Annotated in this window: 15 protein-coding genes, 1 tRNA gene and 1 pseudogene; 14 read left to right on the top strand and 3 right to left on the bottom strand. The window is 49.9% G+C overall.

The window, feature by feature from the left end:
* Positions 1–2: 2 nt before the first annotated feature.
* Together DW096_RS17395 and DW096_RS17390 are read right to left on the bottom strand one after the other, a co-directional pair.
* Positions 3–641: a nucleotidyl transferase AbiEii/AbiGii toxin family protein gene (locus DW096_RS17395; protein WP_005830867.1), complete on the bottom strand. Its 639-nt coding sequence runs from the start codon at positions 639–641 to the stop codon at positions 3–5.
* Positions 638–970: a hypothetical protein gene (locus tag DW096_RS17390; RefSeq protein WP_005830869.1), complete on the bottom strand. Its 333-nt coding sequence runs from the start codon at positions 968–970 to the stop codon at positions 638–640. The genes DW096_RS17395 and DW096_RS17390 overlap by 4 nt, the downstream gene beginning before the upstream one ends.
* 176 nt (positions 971–1,146) lie before the next feature.
* Here DW096_RS17390 and DW096_RS17385 point away from each other — a divergent pair.
* From DW096_RS17385 to DW096_RS17325, 12 genes and pseudogenes are all read left to right on the top strand, one after another.
* Positions 1,147–1,212: transfer RNA gene (locus DW096_RS17385), tRNA-Met, on the top strand.
* 96 nt (positions 1,213–1,308) lie between these two features.
* A complete protein-coding gene (locus DW096_RS17380; protein WP_005830871.1) occupies positions 1,309–1,725 on the top strand; it encodes a hypothetical protein in 417 nt (138 codons plus the stop codon).
* A gap of 539 nt (positions 1,726–2,264) precedes the next feature.
* Positions 2,265–2,606: pseudogene (locus tag DW096_RS17375) on the top strand (LytR/AlgR family response regulator transcription factor); the annotation flags it as partial.
* A gap of 111 nt (positions 2,607–2,717) precedes the next feature.
* On the top strand, positions 2,718–3,158 hold the full coding sequence (locus DW096_RS17370) for a hypothetical protein (RefSeq protein WP_196029313.1): 441 nt from the start codon (positions 2,718–2,720) through the stop codon (positions 3,156–3,158).
* 96 nt (positions 3,159–3,254) lie between these two features.
* Positions 3,255–3,692: a hypothetical protein gene (locus DW096_RS17365; RefSeq protein ID WP_005830882.1), complete on the top strand. Its 438-nt coding sequence runs from the start codon at positions 3,255–3,257 to the stop codon at positions 3,690–3,692.
* A 2-nt stretch (positions 3,693–3,694) separates the two neighbouring features.
* On the top strand, positions 3,695–4,909 hold the full coding sequence (locus DW096_RS17360) for a sodium ion-translocating decarboxylase subunit beta (protein ID WP_005830884.1): 1,215 nt from the start codon (positions 3,695–3,697) through the stop codon (positions 4,907–4,909).
* A gap of 139 nt (positions 4,910–5,048) precedes the next feature.
* Positions 5,049–6,200 (top strand): hypothetical protein, encoded by a 1,152-nt coding sequence (locus DW096_RS17355; RefSeq protein WP_034526008.1) that lies wholly within the window; start codon positions 5,049–5,051, stop codon positions 6,198–6,200.
* 1 nt (position 6,201) lies between these two features.
* Complete coding sequence (locus DW096_RS17350) at positions 6,202–6,969, top strand: M15 family metallopeptidase (RefSeq protein ID WP_022400968.1); 768 nt, start codon at positions 6,202–6,204, stop codon at positions 6,967–6,969.
* A gap of 192 nt (positions 6,970–7,161) precedes the next feature.
* Positions 7,162–8,409, top strand: coding sequence for an SAM-dependent methyltransferase (locus DW096_RS17340; protein WP_022400967.1), 1,248 nt, complete (start codon positions 7,162–7,164; stop codon positions 8,407–8,409).
* Between the two features lie 273 nt (positions 8,410–8,682).
* Positions 8,683–11,451 (top strand): TonB-dependent receptor, encoded by a 2,769-nt coding sequence (locus DW096_RS17335; protein ID WP_005834321.1) that lies wholly within the window; start codon positions 8,683–8,685, stop codon positions 11,449–11,451.
* A 60-nt stretch (positions 11,452–11,511) separates the two neighbouring features.
* Positions 11,512–12,444, top strand: a complete 933-nt coding sequence (locus tag DW096_RS17330; RefSeq protein ID WP_165853729.1) for a metallophosphoesterase — start codon at positions 11,512–11,514, stop codon at positions 12,442–12,444.
* A 179-nt stretch (positions 12,445–12,623) separates the two neighbouring features.
* On the top strand, positions 12,624–13,916 hold the full coding sequence (locus DW096_RS17325; protein ID WP_005830909.1) for a WD40-like domain containing protein: 1,293 nt from the start codon (positions 12,624–12,626) through the stop codon (positions 13,914–13,916).
* 9 nt (positions 13,917–13,925) lie between these two features.
* On the opposite strand, the gene DW096_RS17320 is transcribed toward DW096_RS17325, so the two are convergent.
* Positions 13,926–15,731: a mechanosensitive ion channel family protein gene (locus DW096_RS17320; RefSeq protein ID WP_005830910.1), complete on the bottom strand. Its 1,806-nt coding sequence runs from the start codon at positions 15,729–15,731 to the stop codon at positions 13,926–13,928.
* 168 nt (positions 15,732–15,899) lie between these two features.
* On the opposite strand from DW096_RS17320, the gene DW096_RS17315 reads away from it, so the two are divergent.
* On the top strand, positions 15,900–16,880 hold the full coding sequence (locus DW096_RS17315; protein WP_117887742.1) for a calcium/sodium antiporter: 981 nt from the start codon (positions 15,900–15,902) through the stop codon (positions 16,878–16,880).
* A 150-nt stretch (positions 16,881–17,030) separates the two neighbouring features.
* Positions 17,031–18,167, top strand: a complete 1,137-nt coding sequence (locus DW096_RS17310) for a hypothetical protein (protein WP_005830912.1) — start codon at positions 17,031–17,033, stop codon at positions 18,165–18,167.
* The last annotated feature ends 36 nt before the right edge of the window (positions 18,168–18,203 follow it).

Below are 18,203 nucleotides of genomic sequence, written 5' to 3'. Positions count from 1 at the left end.
GTTTATAATAAACAAAACTTTATATAATCTTCTATTTCTTGAGCAGTTACAGCATAAATCGGTGCAAGTTGCTCAAAATGGGAATCTCTTGTAAAACGAGAGCCGTTGGTGAGCATAGCTAACAGATTCTTGGATTTCAATTTATGTCCAGAGTAGGTAAGGGCTAAAGATACCAAATCGTTGATAGGTACACCAGACTTTAAGATGGAATAAATATCATAATAATCGCGAAAATTACTCCTGCGTAGCATCACCTCCATCTTCATAGCTCCAATAGACTTTACATCTGCCAATCTGAGATTATTCAGATATTCCACAGGCATACTTACAGGAGAATATTTAGGACAGGCATAAAAGGAGAACTTTACTCCAGACACTAAATACTCCACATGGTCTATATCTAAAATGTCCTTATGCTGAATATCACCTATTACAGCGAGCTCTTTCTCTATCTGATACCATGCCACTTCCATTTTCTCTGTTTTAGAGGTACGCCATTTCATAAAGTCCAAGTCCTCACTTTGTCGAGTTCCCATTTGCAATGACAAAGCTGTGCCACCTACCAAGAGATAGGGTTTGATGCAGTCCAACTTAGAAACGGCTTCAAAAACCTGCAGCGTGTGTGGAGCTAAACCTTTCATGCAAACATTTTATTAAGATGGCGGGTAGCCATAGACTTTATATAAGCATCTGGCTTCTTTGCCTTGAAATAATACCATGCAAAAAAACGATTCAACGTGTAGAGATATTCCGCTTGGGGAACAAGATAATCCAGCCACACCTGCTTAATTTTCTTGAAAGGATAAATTAGAAACAGTTGGTTTATTTCTTCCAAGTCAAGATGTAACAAGGTTTTCTCAATCAGCATATCATCTGGAATATCCTTGATTAAGTTTTCATTGTACGACCAAAAGCAGTGTTCTTGCTTCAGTTTCGCCAATAGTTCTTGTTTTACCACATCTCTTGACATAACTCCCTGTTTTAGAATAACACAAAATTAGTGATTATTCTTGTCCAAAGCAAATCACAATGGAGAATGTTTCATTGTGAATAAGATTTTTAGTAAATTTGCATAATAAGTTCAGTGTTGACCTATTGTTGACCTCAGAACCTACACAGAGATAATTAACGTGTTGATAACGAGGCAGCTCAGTTGGTTAGAGCAACAGACTCATAATCTGGAGGTCCCTGGTTCAAGCCCAGGCTGGTCCACAAACAAGAGGCTCATTCTTAATAGAATAGAGCCTCTTTTAATTTTTGGACTCCGCCATACAAGCCCGGTATTTGTGTAATAAAACAACCTTCATCATGAAATACGGAGTATCTCCAAATACACTGCTCATAACTGCCGGAACCATATGGTCATTGGCAGGAGTCAATATTCTGCGTATAGGCCTGACCTGCTGGATAGATGACGGACATTATTGGCTATTCAAAGTCTGCGAAGCCAGCCTGGTATTCCTTCTGTTCTCCGGCATTATTTTCCATAGGCTGTACAAGAAACATACTCTCCGTATCTCACAGAAGAAAGGTAAGCACTGCCCCTTTTCCTTTTTCGACGTAAAAGGATGGATTGTCATGATAGGCATGATTGCAATGGGAATTGTAATACGTACCTGCCACCTTCTGCCCGACTCCTTCATCGCAGTGTTCTATACCGGACTTTCTCTCGCGCTTCTCGGCACCGGGCTACGCTTCATCTGGTATTGGTGGAGGAACAGATAACTCCGGATTCACCGATTCCCATCCTATGCAGGCTCCGGCAAAGTGCTGATCGCCTCGCTCTTTATCCTTTCAGGCTTATTGCTATTCCCCGGCAATTTCCAAGCCATGCTGTAGCCCTTGGCCCTTATCCTCATCGGCATCTTCCTTCTCAGACATCACCATAGGAGAAACTGGACACACCAAAGGACAGTGCATCGCCGTGCCAAGATGGTACAACGGATGATGAACAAGAGAATGGGAGAGCAAGAGGAACATAGCACCCGGAGAAACCTACATAGACCTGGACTGCAGTTGGGGAGGAGTGGAACTGCACATACCCGCCGACTGGCAAGTACGCATAGAATGCAGTTGCTTTTGCGGCGGATGTGAAGACAAACGCTGGCAAGGCACACCTGCCAAACAAGCATTCCTTTCCGCCTCTTGTTCGGTATTCCTGCCTGGACAGCTATCCTTTTGTGGTATCATCTGCAGATTGTGGCAGGCACTTCATTACAAACAGAAAATTTCACCGCCCCGAGGCAGAAAAGGCCGCTCCCCTGCCACAAGAAGAAAGTATTGACCGGATCACGGTAAAAGACGGCTCCCGGATTCACATCATCAAAGTGGAAGACCTATTATACATCCAGGCTTGTGGGGACTACGCAACCCTGGTGACATCAGACGGAGAGTACATCAAGGAACAGACCATGAAAAACTTCGAGACACATTTGCCAGCAGATAACTTTGTCCGCATCCACCGCTCGAGCATTGTCAACGTAACCCAGATATCACGAGTAGAACAGTATGGAAAAGAGACCTACCAAGTGACGTTAAAAAGTGGCGTCAAGCTACGGGTAAGCCTCTCCAGATACCGGTTACTGAAGGAACGGTTGGGCATATAAATGCCGCAACCAGTCCTTCAGAATACTTCCTGCAGAGGAAAAAGACAATTAATCTTAAAATACAGCGGAATATATAACTTTGTCCAAAGTTATTTGTTCCTTTACCTTACTATGATGAAACATCTGTATTACATACTTATGTTTACCTTCCTCTGTCTGGGTTTGACTGCCATCTCCCAGGAGGAACAGCCGGACTCACGGAATACTACCATGAGTCCGGCGGGAATAGTTGTCGGAAGTCCGGCCTCCGAATGCTCCTTTACCGCCTACACACAGTGCGCATCGTACACAGCCACCCACCGTTCACTATTCAATGACGAAAATACCGACTGCTGGACCAACGAAGCGTTGTGTCCGAACAGCCTATACACACATAACCACGCCTCTCCGAAATTCCTGAAGATGAGAATTCTGAAACCAGCCGGGCAACTGGAGCATCTGCTTTCCAGCCATCTGTCTGCCGGAGAGAGCGCCAACCTTTCATTCAATCCCAGTGCCCTCCGCTATTCCTGCGGATACTACATCTATGCACTGCTGCATATCCTGATTTAGACTTTATCGGACTTATTGCAAACCATTACCGGAGGTGTACTGCATGTACATCTTTCGCTTTTTTATTATCCATTTCATCACATTAATATCATAACTATGTCCGATTTATTCCTCCCCACCCTTGAGATGATGGGGCTCACTTTTGCAATCGGTTTCTTTGTGGCATTCATCATCAAACTGATAGCCAGCGCAGCCGATTCACTCGATTTCTACAGTTCCCACCAGCAGGAGTTACTCCGCCTGCGCCGTATAAAGAAGTTCCGCCAGAAGATGGAACTGATGCTACACACCCCCTCCATGCACGGAAACATCTTCGGCAACGACACGCGCGAAGACTACAGCCGGGGTGTGGACCGTGAAAACGAAAAGCCTCGGGGCTATTACCACGGAGTAAGCCACGGTGTCTCCAAAAGAAACCTGGTAGACTACTTCTACCCAGAAGATACCCATATGATGTATCTGGAAGATGCCATCAGCCACCGTGACAACAAGAACAAGACTAAAAAGAACAACGACACCAAAAACAAAGACTAATCATGGAGAATATAGATTTTGCAACCTTGTTCCAAGGATTCGGAACAATGATGGAAAGCGGCTGGCTGCTCTCCTCTGCCCGTGTATTTTTAATAGCCCTGGGCCTGCTGCTCATATACCTGGGATGGAAAGGCGTACTGGAGCCTATGGTCATGATTCCCATGGGACTGGGTATGGTCGCCATTAATTGCGGCACCCTTTTCATGCCCGACGGTACATTGGGGAATCTCTTTCTGGACCCGATGCTTTCGGATACGGACGACTTGATGAACACCATGCAGATAGACTTCCTGCAACCGGTCTACACCCTGACCTTCAGCAACGGATTGATTGCATGCTTCGTATTTATGGGTATCGGTACCCTGCTCGATGTGGGCTTCCTGCTACAGAAACCGTTTGCCAGCATATTCCTTGCCCTATGTGCCGAATTGGGAACTTTCCTGACTGTACCCATCGCATCTGCATTGGGACTGTCCTTGAAAGAAAGCGCTTCCGTAGCCATGGTAGGAGGTGCGGACGGACCGATGGTGCTTTTCACTTCCTTGGCCCTGGCCAAACATCTGTTTGTACCCATCACAGTAGTGGCCTATCTCTATCTGGGACTGACATATGGCGGTTACCCCTATCTGGTGAAGCTGCTGGTGCCGAAACGCCTGCGCGCCATCAAGATGACGAGCAAGAAGCCGCCCAAAAACTATGATGCCAAAGTAAAACTGGCTTTCTCGGCTATATTGTGTGCTGTACTGTGTTTTCTGTTCCCGGTTGCCTCACCGCTGTTCTTCTCCTTGTTCCTCGGAGTGGCAGTACGCGAATCGGGGATGAAGCATATCTACGATTTTGTAAGCGGTCCGCTGTTGTATGGTTCTACTTTCATGCTCGGCCTGTTGTTGGGCGTACTTTGCGACGCACATCTGCTGCTCGACCCTAAAATTCTTAAATTGTTGGTATTGGGCATGGGCGCACTGTTGCTCTCCGGTATCGGCGGAATCATTGGAGGATACATCATGTACTTCATCAAGCGGGGCAATTACAATCCGGTCATCGGAATTGCAGCCGTGAGCTGCGTGCCTACTACGGCGAAGGTTGCCCAGAAGATAGTAAGCAAGGACAACCCCAATTCCTTCATCTTGGGAGATGCCTTGGGGGCTAATATTTCAGGAGTAATCACTTCGGCCATCATTACGGGTATCTATATTACTATAATTCCCTATCTGTAGCCTGCGTAGTGGGTTTAGGTGACGGAAAGAGGTTGTGGTAATCACAATCTCTTTCTTTTTATGATACATGGGGCAAGCTGTTGCATTTCAGATAAAATCCTTTACCTTTGCCGGCAAACACATTTATCAAGATATCAGGATGAAGAAAGTATTTAAATTGGCCGGAGGATTCATGGTCGGGGCATGCATCGGCTTTGTAGGAATAATAGGTGTAAGAGTCCTGGTTTTGGGAGACTCGTTCGACGGTTTACACAGCAAGTTTGCCGAAACCGGCATGCTGGAGACAGTAGGAGTTTCCTTGTTAGCCATACTGATTCTGCTGTTCTCCATCTTCCTGCAAGTGCTTCTGCACGAAGGCGGGCATCTTGTCTGCGGACTGGCAACCGGCTACCGCTTCGTCTCCTTCCGCATCTTCAACCTTACCTTCATACGGAAAGACGGGAAATTATGCATCAAGCGTTTCAGCCTTGCCGGAACGGGAGGCCAATGCCTGCTTACCCCACCCGAAAGGCCTCTTGAAGATATCCCAACCACCTTGTACAACCTGGGTGGAGTGCTTGCCAACCTGCTGACCGCCATCCTTGCCTTCCTCCCCCTGCTGACCGTAGACGGGCTGCCTTACCTGCTGAAATTCTTCCTTCTGATGCTCTCTTTGATTGGCATTCTCCTTGCAGGGATGAACGGCATCCCCATGAAGATGGGCGGCATCGGCAATGATGCCGACAACATGCGCCTGCTTCTCAAGGACAGCAAGAGCAAGCAGGCACTGGTCACCCAGCTGCGCATCAACGCACTGGTGCAAGAGGGCATGCGTCCTAAGGACATGCCTGCCGAATGGTTCAGCCAAACGGAAGACATCAACTACAAAGATGCCCTGCAGGTCACCATAGCCTTGATGAGCGCCTCGCGCCTGCTCGACTGCGAAGAATGGGAAGCCGCCTACAATGCATTTGAGAAAATAATGAGCCACCGGCACGAAGTCATCGGACTTTTGATAAAGGAAAACGCTTGCGAGCTGCTCTTCACCGCACTGGTGACAAAGAGGACCGCACGGGCAGAAGAATTATATACCGATGAGCTGGATACCTACATCCGGCAATATAAGGATGTGACGTCTTCCAAACAGCGGCTGCTCTGCGCCCTGGCACTCTACCGGGACAAGGACACAGCAAAGGCAAAGGAGATTTACGAAGCCACCTGCCAACGGAAAAACAAATACTTGATGCAGGGAGAAGTCAGTTCGGACATAGCTTTGATGAAATCAATCCTTACCGCCAAGAATGCCTTGTAAGATGGAACGATATTTCTTTTACTTGTTATATCTGCTGCTTGGCTGCTCACTATGCGGTTGTAGCAGAAAACAAGCGCCAAAGCAGACACAAGACCCGGATACGGAGACCACCATCCCGTACGCCGACACCATAGCGGCACCCGTCCCTCCGGCTCCGGCCAAAAGCCGAACAGCCCGCTACCTGGACTCCCTCGGTTTCGTCAGCATCGCCGAAGCGGACAGCAGCATCGCCATCGACTTGATGTACACCCGTGCCGACAATTTCACCGGAACCCTATTGTACGAAGACCTGAAAGAAGCCTACCTGCACCCCGATGCCATGAAAAGCCTGAAGCGGGCACAACGCCTGCTGAAAGAACAGTACCCCGGCTACAGCCTTATCGTCTACGACGCAGCGCGCCCCTTGTCCGTACAGCAGAAGATGTGGAACGTAGTGAAAGGAACCTCCAAATACATCTATGTCTCCAACCCCTCACGCGGCGGCGGCCTGCACAACTACGGGTTGGCAGTGGACATCAGCATACTCGACGATAAAGGAACCCCTCTGCCCATGGGCACCCCGGTAGACCATCTGGGCAGGGAAGCCCACATCACAGAAGAAGCCGTGCTCGTGGCACAAGGCAAGCTGACGGAACAAGAACGTGAAAACCGGCTGCTGCTCCGGCAGGTAATGAAAGAAGCCGGATTCCACCCGCTACCCAGCGAATGGTGGCACTTCAACCGCGTCAGCAGGCAGACGGCAAAGGAGCGATACCGGGTCATCCCTTAACTCTCACCCCCAGCTTGTTCGGAAACTTAAATTTGCTATCGCTTTGACGCAGATGACGCGGATTTTTAATATTCTTAATCTGTATTATCAGCGTCATCTTTGTCTGAAAAATAATCAGACAGAAAGCTGCGAATTTATGCCCCACTTTGTCCTTTTTGAGATAACTTTGCATCAGAATAAATAAGCCAAGCCATGCCTTTATCCCAAGACACCCTCCGCTTCATCCGCGAGCATCGCCGCGACGACGTGCGCAGCCTTGCCTTGCAGGCACGCCGCTACCCTTCGGTAGACATGCCCGCCGCCATCACACAGATTTCCGGCTGGCAGATTGCCAAAGAGAAGATACCCGCATGGGCCGAGAACGAGCATATACTCTACCCCGCCCACCTTTCTCTGGAACAATGCTCCTCCCAAACAACGGCACAGTATAAAGCGGAGATTATAACTAACCTGCTACATACAGAACAAGAACATCCCGCGCAGAACAGTACCCCCGCATCAGCCGGCACCTTTACCGACCTCACCGGAGGTTTCGGCATCGACTGCGCCTATCTCTCCTCCCGCTTCGGGCATGCCACTTACGTCGAGCGCCAGGAAACCCTCTGCCAGATAGCCGCACACAACTTCCTTGTCCTCGGCCTGAACCACATCTCCGTCTGCCACGCAGACAGCGTCTGCCATCTGCAAGAGATGGAGCCCGTGGACTGTATATTCATAGACCCTGCCCGCCGCGACGGACACGGTGGAAAGACCGTAGCCATCGGCAACTGCGAACCCGATATAGCCGCCCTCGAAGAACTGCTGCTGCGCAAGGCAAGACACGTACTGGTAAAACTCTCCCCCATGCTCGACCTCACCCTTGCCCTGAACGATTTGAAGCATGTCCACCAGGCACACATCGTCTCCGTGGGCAACGAATGCAAGGAACTGCTGCTCTTGCTGGGACAAGGCGAAGGAGTGCCGGCAGACGACATCCCCATTCATTGCGTCAACTTCACCGGTGTACCGGCTCCCCAAGCCCTCGTCTTCACCCGCCGGCAGGAGAAGGAGCGTGCATGCCCCTACACCCCTCAACTGAAATCATACCTCTACGAACCGAATGCCTCCGTGCTGAAAGCCGGTGCATTCCGCAGCCTCTCCTCATTGTATAAGGTGGAAAAACTGCATCCCAACAGCCACCTCTACACCTCGGACCACTTCCTGCCGGACTTCCCCGGCCGCAAGTTCCGGATTACCTCCTCCTGCGGCTTCGGCAAGAAAGAAGTGAAAGAGATGCTGGCTGCCGAGAAAAAGGCGAACCTCACCGTGCGCAACTTCCCCGCCACCGTGGCCGAACTGCGCAAACGACTGAAATTGGCCGAAGGGGGAGGCACTTATCTCTTTGCCACTACTCTGGCAGACGAGAAGAAGGTACTTATCCGCTGCCAGGCTACGGGATAAGACACCAACCCCTATACCTTCCCCTGCACGAGATGTACATCTCATGTTGCTCGAGATGTACATCTCATACAGTCCGAGATGCACATCTCGTGCATCTTTAGCATCAGTCTGCCAGATGACGGCAAAGGGAGATACCGCCGAAAAGGTACTACCTCCAAGAATTTATGTAACCTCATTGTAACTGAATCGTTATCTGTTCTTCAACGCTCCGCAACCTCCACGTAACGGCAACCCTCTACTTTTGCGGCAGATTATTAACAGATAATAACAAGTATGAAACAGATTTTGAGAGCATTCTTATTCTTACTCCTATTCACCGCCACCGTCAATACGGCCATTGCCGACGAAAAAGCAAATGTCACGAAACAAGGAACTGTACGTGGACGCATCATCGACGCCACTAAACAAACTCTCCCGGGCGCATCCATCTACATCGAGAAACTACACACTGGCGTGACGAGCGACGTCAACGGCTTCTACACTTTCTCTAACCTTGACCCGGGAACCTATACAGTAAAGGTGAGCTACGTGGGCTACTCTCCCGTAGAACTGAAAATCACCATCCCCGCAGGCCGTACACTGGAAAAAGACGTCGTACTGAACGAAGGCGTGGAGTTGCAGGAAGTGGTGGTAGGCGGCGCCTTCCAGGGACAGCGCCGTGCCATCAACTCACAGAAAAACAACATGGGGATTACGAATGTAGTCTCTGCCGACCAGGTAGGCAAGTTCCCCGACTCCAACATCGGTGACGCCCTTAAACGCATCTCCGGCATCAACGTGCAGTACGACCAAGGCGAGGCACGCTTCGGGCAAGTGCGGGGCACGAGTGCCGACCTCAGCTCCGTCACCATCAACGGCAACCGCGTTCCCTCTGCCGAAGGCGATACGCGCAACGTACAGCTCGACCTCATTCCGGCAGACATGATTCAGACCATCGAAGTGAACAAGGTAGTAACCGCCGATATGGACGGCGACGCCATCGGCGGCAGCATCAACCTCGTCACCAAGAACTCCCCCTACAAGCGTACCATTGCCGCCACCGCCGGAACCGGCTACAACTGGGTGAGCGAAAAGGCGCAACTGAACCTTGGCTTCACCTACGGCGACCGCTTCTTCAACGACAAACTCGGCTTGATTGTATCGGCCTCCTATCAGAACTCACCTTCCGGTTCCTACGACACCGAATTTGTATGGGAGCAGGATGACAACGGCAAGACGTACGTCAACGACTACCAAATCCGCCAATACTACGTCACCCGCGAACGCCAAAGCTACTCCGCCGCACTGGACTGGGACATCAATGCCAACCACAAACTGACCTTCAAAGGCATCTTCAACAACCGCAACGACTGGGAGAACCGCTACCGTACCACGCTGAAAGACCTTGACCCCGACGGTAACGCCACCGTACGCATACAGACCAAAGCCGGTACGCCGGACAACCGTAACGCCCGCCTGGAACGCCAGCGCACCATGGACTTTGCCCTCGGCGGCGAACACCTCTTCGGCGCCCTCTCCATGGACTGGCACGCCAGCTATGCCAAAGCCAGCGAAGAACGTCCCAACGAACGCTACATCGACTTCCAACTGAAGAAACAGAAGTTCGACATGGACCTGAGCGACGAACGCCAACCCTTTGCCAGCCCCAAAACAGGCTCTACCATGACATTGAACGATGAATTCAGCCTGAAAGAGCTGACGGAACAGCAGGAAGACATCAAGGAGCAGGACCTGAAGTTCTCCGCCAACTTCAAACTTCCCTTCAAGAACGGCAACAAGCTGAAGTTCGGCGCAAAGGTAGTGCGCAAGACCAAGGATAAAGAAGTGGACTTCTACGAATACTCTCCTCTGGACGAGGATGCCTTCATGACGAACAGCCTAGCAAATACAGTGGACCAGACCAACAAGAACTTCATGCCCAACAACAAATACCAGGCAGGCATCTACGCCAGCAAGGAATACACCGGCTCTTTAGACTTGAACAACGCTTCCCTCTTCGAGAAAGAGCAGGTGCAGGAAGAACTTGCCGGAAACTTCAACGCCCGCGAAACCGTGACTTCCGGCTACCTCCGCTTCGACCAAAAACTGACAAAAGACGTGGAACTGATGACCGGACTTCGCATAGAGAACACCAACCTTGCCTATACGGGACGCACCTACGATGCCGACGAAGACCTCACCAGCAAGACCGACCGTCAGCGCAACAGCTACATCAACTTCCTGCCGTCGCTGCTCGTAAAGTGGAATGTAAACGATGACTTCAAAGTGCGCGGTTCGTTTACCCAAACCTTGTCACGCCCCAAATACTCGGCCCTCGTGCCCAGTGTGAACATCAAGCGTTCCGACAACGAAATCACCATCGGAAACCCGGAGCTGAAACCTACCGTCTCCTACAACTTCGACTTGAGTGCCGACTACTACTTCCGCAGCATCGGTCTGATAAGCGCCGGCATCTTCTACAAGAAGATAGACGACTTCATCGTAGACCAGGTGAGCACCAACTACGAATACCAGGGTAACACCTACACCCGCTTCACCCAACCCAAGAATGCGGGCAACGCCAACCTGGTAGGGGTAGAGTTATCCTACCAGCGCGACTTCAGCTTCATTGCTCCCGCTCTGAAATGTGTAGGTTTCTACGGAACGTACACCTACACCCACTCCCGTGTGGAAGACTTCAACTTCGAAGGTCGCGAGAATGAGAAAGACTTGAGCATGCCAGGCTCTCCGGAGCATACCGCAAATGCTTCCCTATACTTTGAGAAAGGCGGTCTGAATCTGCGCCTGAGCTATAACTTCGCTTCCGATTTCATCGACGAAATGGGAGAAAGCACCTTCTACGACCGCTATTACGACAAGGTGAACTATATGGACGTAAACGCCAGCTATACCTTCGGAAAGAAGTTCAAGACTACCTTCTACGCCGAAGCCAACAACCTGCTGAACCAGCCGCTACGCTACTACCAGGGCACAAAAGACCGTACCATGCAGGCAGAATACTACGGCGTGAAAGTGAATGCGGGAGTGAAGATTAATTTTTAAACAGCGAATTCTATCTCAACAAGTTATCAACATTAACTACTCAACAATTTAATAATGACAATGAAGAAAATATTCCTTTTACTGTTTATTGCCCTACTCGGCAACGCAGCCATTGCCCAAATCACCGATTACTCCATCTTCGACAAGAAGTTCAACTTCTACGTAGCCAACGACCTCGGCCGTAACGGCTACTACGACCAAAAGCCCATCGCCGAACTGATGGGACAGATGGCAGAGAACGGCGCAGACCCCGAATTCGTACTTGCCACCGGCGATGTACACCACTTTGAAGGCGTACGTAGCGTGAACGACCCGCTTTGGATGACCAACTACGAACTTATTTACAGCCACCCGGAGCTGATGATAGACTGGTTTCCCCTGCTGGGCAACCACGAATACCGCGGTAATACGCAGGCTGTGCTCGACTATAGTAATATCAGCCGCCGCTGGACCATGCCCGCCCGTTATTACACCAAGACGTTCGAGGACAACGGCGCTACCATCCGCATCCTTTGGGTAGACACCGCCCCGATGATTGACAAATACCGCAACGACAGCGAGACCTATCCCGATGCCTGCAAGCAGGATTACCAGCAACAACTTTCCTGGATAGATTCCGTACTGACTGCCGCCAAAGAGGACTGGGTTATCGTTGCCGGACACCATCCCATCTATGCCGAAACCCCGAAGGACGAGAGCGAACGCGCGGATATGCAGGCACGTCTCGATCCCATCCTGCGCAAGCACAAGGTGGATATGTACATCTGCGGGCACATCCACAACTTCCAGCACGTACGCGTGGCAGGCAGCGACATCGACTATATCACCAATTCTGCCGGTTCGCTCGCCCGCAAGGTGAAGCCCATCGAAGGGACCGTATTCTGCAGCCCCGAACCGGGTTTCTCCATTGTATCGGCCAGCAAAAAGACACTGGAACTGCGCATGATTGACAAGAAAGGGAATGTATTGCACACGGTGACGCGCAGCAAATAATCCAAGCCGGCACGCAAGCAGGCGCATTCCCCCGAAGCCCTGCCGAACAACCACTTTCCTCCCACGAAGCAAAAGACCATGTTTCGTAGGAGGATTTTTCCATCTCATACGACAAAAACAAAGCCTATCCGCAGGAATACAAGAAAAAGCCCTATATTTGCATTTGTCAATACATAACTATGATGAAGAAGATACACTTCCTGCTACTAATCAGCCTGCTACTTGCCGCTTGCAGTGATGACGACAAAGAGAAACAACCCGCTTTTGTGACCAATATCACCATATCCGATGCCGGAAAGACCTTCAATCCCGGTGATGCCGTGACCGTCAAAGCCGACGGCTTGCAGAGCGGCGACCAAATCATATTGGACATCTACTGGCCGATAGCCGACAATCCTCTCTTTCCCGAAGGGTATTCACGCTACACACGCGCCGTTACCACGGAGCAAACCACCAACAGCATTACTTTCCTTGCCCCCGGACACTGGCCCGCCTCACGGGTAGAAATGTTCCTGGAACGGGCAGGACAGCTTCAGCCTCTCGGCCAGATTTCGGTAGCCGACGGACAATCCCCCGAAGAACCATATCTCTACGGTATCACCAACTCCCACGCCATTTACACACCGACCGTTCCCCGCGGCATCACCCGTATCGACCTGGTAACACAAGAAATATCGGAAGTAATCCAGTTCCATGACGACGAAGATTTCCACCTTGCCGCCAACATCCCCGGCACCAACATCCTCTGCGGGATACGGGAGAAAGACGGCAGTAGTTTCATCGATGGATACGACCTCTGCATGCACTATTGGTGTAACCCGGTAGAACGTAACGCAATTACCATCTGCTCGGACTTCAACAACACTGTTTCCCTGGAAATGGCCGGAGATAAGCTCCTCACCTACTGTAGCATCTCTTATCCGGTATATACCCGGTTGAATATGCCACCGATACATACTCCCGAAATACCATTACCGGATGGACTGAAGCCCGAATCCCTCTCACGCTATCCGGGCGTGATAGCCGACGTCCACATGCTGCTCTCGGCCAACAACGGCGACGACACCTTCTCGCCCGTCGTGATAGACATCGCCAAAGAAAAGATGCACTGCTACGACCCCATCAAAGCCGAAGCCTTGATACCTTTCCGGATTATGGAACCATCCCCCGAAAACCCAAACAGCCTGCAATGCAAAGGAGGCTATATCGTTTCCCGTGCCAATGGTGGAGATACGCAATTCTGCTTATGGGATACTACTGCCGGAAACTTGAAAGAGCCTTTCGCCACCTACCCCAACGCCGTACGCTCCGCTGCCATGTACTACTCCAAGGACGGGCAGACAAGGAAACTCTACGTGCAGTTTGCAGGCTATCGTGAAGGCGACTTCATCGAAACTTATGATTTCCAGACAAAGGAATGGAGGATGTTTATGTTCTACGTACCGTTTGCAGAGATTTTACTGGCACGATAACCGGCCCCCTTACTGCTTTTTCTCCCGTAAGTCATCCTTGGGTATGGTCGTCTCACTGCCGTCACGCGTAGCTATGTAGTGAGGAGACATGATTTCGATGCCTGCTTCGTTGAAGGCATCCTGGATATTCTGATGCAAATCAGAGTAAATCTGGCTAAGGCTGTTGGCATCCCTGATATAGGCATTCACTTGATAAACCGGATAATAATCCTGAAGGGAAGTCTCCAATACAAACGGACGGGGATCATCTATCACTCCAGGAGTATTCAATGCAGCCTCTATCAACAGCTGATGTGTCTTCCGCCACGGAACATCGTAGCCAATACTGACCTCCGAATGGATAATCAATCCATACTCACGGGCAGACTGGCTGTAATTGACCGTATGGGAAGACATGATGAAAGAGTTCGGAATGGTCACCACCTCATTCTTCGGAGTACGGATGCGGGTGACGAGCGGTGTTTTCTCAATGATGTTGCCCGTAGTATCGTTCAGCTTGATGCGGTCACCCAGCTTGAAAGGCCGCATGTAGGTTATGACCAGTCCTGCAATGATATTGCCGATAACCGTACTGGAACCGAGCGAAACAATCAAGCCGACAAACACGGAGATTCCCTGGAAGACTCCCGACTTGGAACCCGGCAGATAAGGGTAAATCATGGCAATCATAAACGCATAAAGCAAGAAGCGCACAATATGATAGGTAGGAATGGCCCAATCCGGATAGAAGCCGTTTATCTTCAGCCGTTCAGCCTGCACCTCATTGGCAAGATAACGCACCAGTCTGACCAGATACTTCACCGCATAGCATATCACAAAGATAGTGAACAGATTGGGTATATAGTCGGCTATTCCATTCAAGATGACCTTTATAGGATTCCAGATGTAGGAGAATAATGTATAAGCCAAGCTCTTGGTCTGAGGGAAAATGGAGAATAATAACGGAACCGTCAGCAGCAACTGCAACAGCATGACTACATAACGCACCAGGTTGGCAACAAACACCAGCAGGTTGACCTGCTTCTGCGTATCCAGCAATTCATAATCCTGAATAGAGATCGGTTTCAGCTTGGTATCCTTCAGCTTCTGAATGCGTAGTTTGAGTTTTCTGAACAGCCAGTTGGTAAACTTGAACAAGAAGAACTGTCCCACAAGCACCAGGATAAAGTACAAGATACGCTTACCCAACTGCCACAAGCTATGCTCCTTCTGCATGGCTTTCAGTTTGTCCACCACGACATGCCTCTTGCTGGCGGCCAGCTGGTCGCGGGTACAGTTTTCCCACAAAGCATCCTGATCGGTAAAGGAAATGATGACCTTTTCGCCATACATCAAGTCTGTAACAATATCCGTACTCTCTAAATAAACAGAGTCCGGACGCAGATTGAAACGCGTGCCCAATGCTTCGATGACGTTGCTTACATCTTTGGCTCGCTGTTGGGGCGTATGCCCTCCACGCTTGGCATACAGATAGAACAAAGTGTCCTTCTCCACCACCACCGGAATACCCGGTGTCACCGTCCGCAACGAATCAATGCGTTGTTTCTGCAATGCCAGCTTCACCGAATCGGCCGCATAGCCCGCCAACTTCATCTGCTCCATTTCCATCCGCAGGTTCGCCTCATTCAGCCGGGCTGTTTCCAACTCCTGCCGGACAAGCGACAACTGAATCGAATCGGAGTCAGTCCTTGCCACTGTGACACTCCCCACACTATCCTCACCTAAAACACTGAGCACTTTATCTACCAACTGAGCTGACACTCCGTCTGCCAGCATCAACAGCCAACAAAGACAGAAAGCACGGATAACCTTCATATATAAACTTCTTGATTTGATTCTTTAATTATGCAAATATACCCAATAAATGCTTCAAACATACGGAATGTTTTTAACTTCCTATCCTAATCAACATAACTTTTTCATGCAAACATGAAAGTTCTGTATCCGGTTTGCATTATCTTTGTACTCAAAATTGACATACCTATGGATATATTGTTTCTTGTCGGAGGACTGCTCCTCATTCTTCTGGGTGCCAATGGCTTGACAGACGGTGCCGCATCCGTTGCCAAACGTTTCCACATACCGTCCATCGTCATCGGGCTCACCATTGTTGCCTTCGGCACTTCCGCACCGGAACTCACCGTCAGCATATCCTCTGCCCTAAAAGGCAGTGCAGACATTGCCATTGGCAATGTGGTGGGAAGCAATACGTTCAATACCCTGATGATTGTGGGTTGTACGGCCCTTTTTGCCCCGATAGCCATTACCCGTAACACACTGAAACGCGAAATACCCCTTTGCATCCTTTCATCCTTCGCCCTGCTGATTTGTGCCAACGACGTCTTACTGGACAGCAGTGGGGAGAACATACTCAGCATCACCGACGGCCTATTGCTGCTATGCTTCTTTACCATTTTTCTGAGTTATACTTTTGCCATTGCAAAAAGGGATGGAAGTATGAAGGAACCGGAAAAGGAGTACTTACAGGAAGAAGACGAAATCAGGCTGTTACCCGCGTGGAAGTCCGCCCTATACATTCTCGGCGGACTTGCCGGCCTCATCATCGGAGGTAATTTCTTTGTAGACGGTGCCAGCGGCATAGCCCGCGGATTGGGTGTCAGCGAATCCATCATCGGGCTGACGCTCGTAGCAGGCGGCACTTCACTGCCCGAACTCGCCACCTCCATCGTAGCCGCCTTGAAGAAAAACCCCGAAATAGCCATCGGAAACGTCATCGGAAGTAATCTCTTCAATATATTCTTCGTACTGGGTTGTTCGGCCTCCATCACTCCACTGCGTCTGACGGGCATCACCAATTTCGATTTGTGGGTACTCGTAGGGTCCAGCATCCTGCTTTGGCTGTTCGGTATCTTTTTCGGGAAACGCATCATCACCCGGGTGGAAGGAAGCATTCTGATTCTCTGCTACATTGCCTACACAGCGGTACTGATATACAACCTCTAACAGCAAATTTACAAACACCCTACGCGGTATTTTAAAGATTATCACGTATTTTTAAATAAGGCAAGCTGTACCTCGGCATAAAAAATAAGCAAGCTTATTTTGTTCTGCTCTCAGTTTGCATTACCTTTGTGGTCTCAATATTGAACAACTATGGCAATTACAATCAAGAAAGTAACCACAAGACGGGAACTGGAGCGCTTTATCCGTTTCAACTACCTGCTATACAAAAACAACCCTTATTCCGTCCCCGACCTTTTCGATGACATGCTCAACACCTTCAACAAGAAGAAAAACGCTGCATTCGAATTTTGTGAAGCCGACTATTTCCTGGCTTATCGGGAAGGTAAAATCGTAGGACGTGTAGCTGCCATCATCAACCACAAGGCAAACCAAACCTGGAACAAAAAGGAAGTCCGCTTCGGCTGGATAGACTTCATCGATGATGCGGAAGTCTCCGATGCCCTGATTCGCACCGTGGAAGAATGGGGAAAAGAACGGGGAATGACACATATACAAGGCCCGCTGGGATTCACAGATTTCGATGCCGAAGGTATGCTCATCGAAGGATTCGACCAGCTCAGCACCATGGCCACCATTTATAACTATCCCTACTATCCGCAACATCTGGAACGCATGGGCTTTGAGAAGGATGCCGATTGGGTGGAGTACAAAATCTACATTCCCGACGCCATACCCGACAAGCACAAGCGCATCTCCGACCTCATCCAGCGCAAGTATAACCTCAAGGTAAAGAAATACACATCTGCCAAGAAGATTGCCCAAGACTACGGTCAGGCCATCTTCGAACTGATGAACGAAGCCTATCAGCCACTCTATGGCTATTCTGCACTGAGCCAACGGCAGATTGACCAATACGTCAAGATGTACCTGCCCATCCTCGACCTACGCATGGTGACATTGATTACCGATGCCGATGACCAGCTGCTTGCCGTAGGCATTTCCATGCCGTCACTCGCCGAAGCGTTGCAAAAAGCCCACGGGCGCCTGCTTCCTATGGGTTGGTATCACCTGGCCAAGACCATCTTCTTGAAGAAATATCCCAAGATGCTCGATTTGCTGCTGGTTGCCGTGAAACCGGAGTATCAGAACAAGGGGGTAAATGCATTGTTGTTCTCCGACCTTATCCCCGTCTATCAGCAACTTGGTTTCGAGTATGCCGAGAGTAATCCGGAGCTGGAGCTGAACGGCAAGGTGCAAGCGCAGTGGGAGTACTTCAAGACGGAACAGCATAAACGGAGAAGATGCTTTGTGAAAGGAATAAAATAAGTTCTAAATCCAGAATATAAGCTTGTCAGAAGTCCA

The organism is Bacteroides sp. AM07-18, assembly GCF_003602695.1.
In the GTDB taxonomy this organism is placed as follows: Bacteria; Bacteroidota; Bacteroidia; order Bacteroidales; family Bacteroidaceae; genus Bacteroides; species Bacteroides uniformis.
The sequence above is the reverse complement of the archived record's forward strand: the minus strand, read 5'-3'. Positions and strand labels throughout refer to the sequence as shown.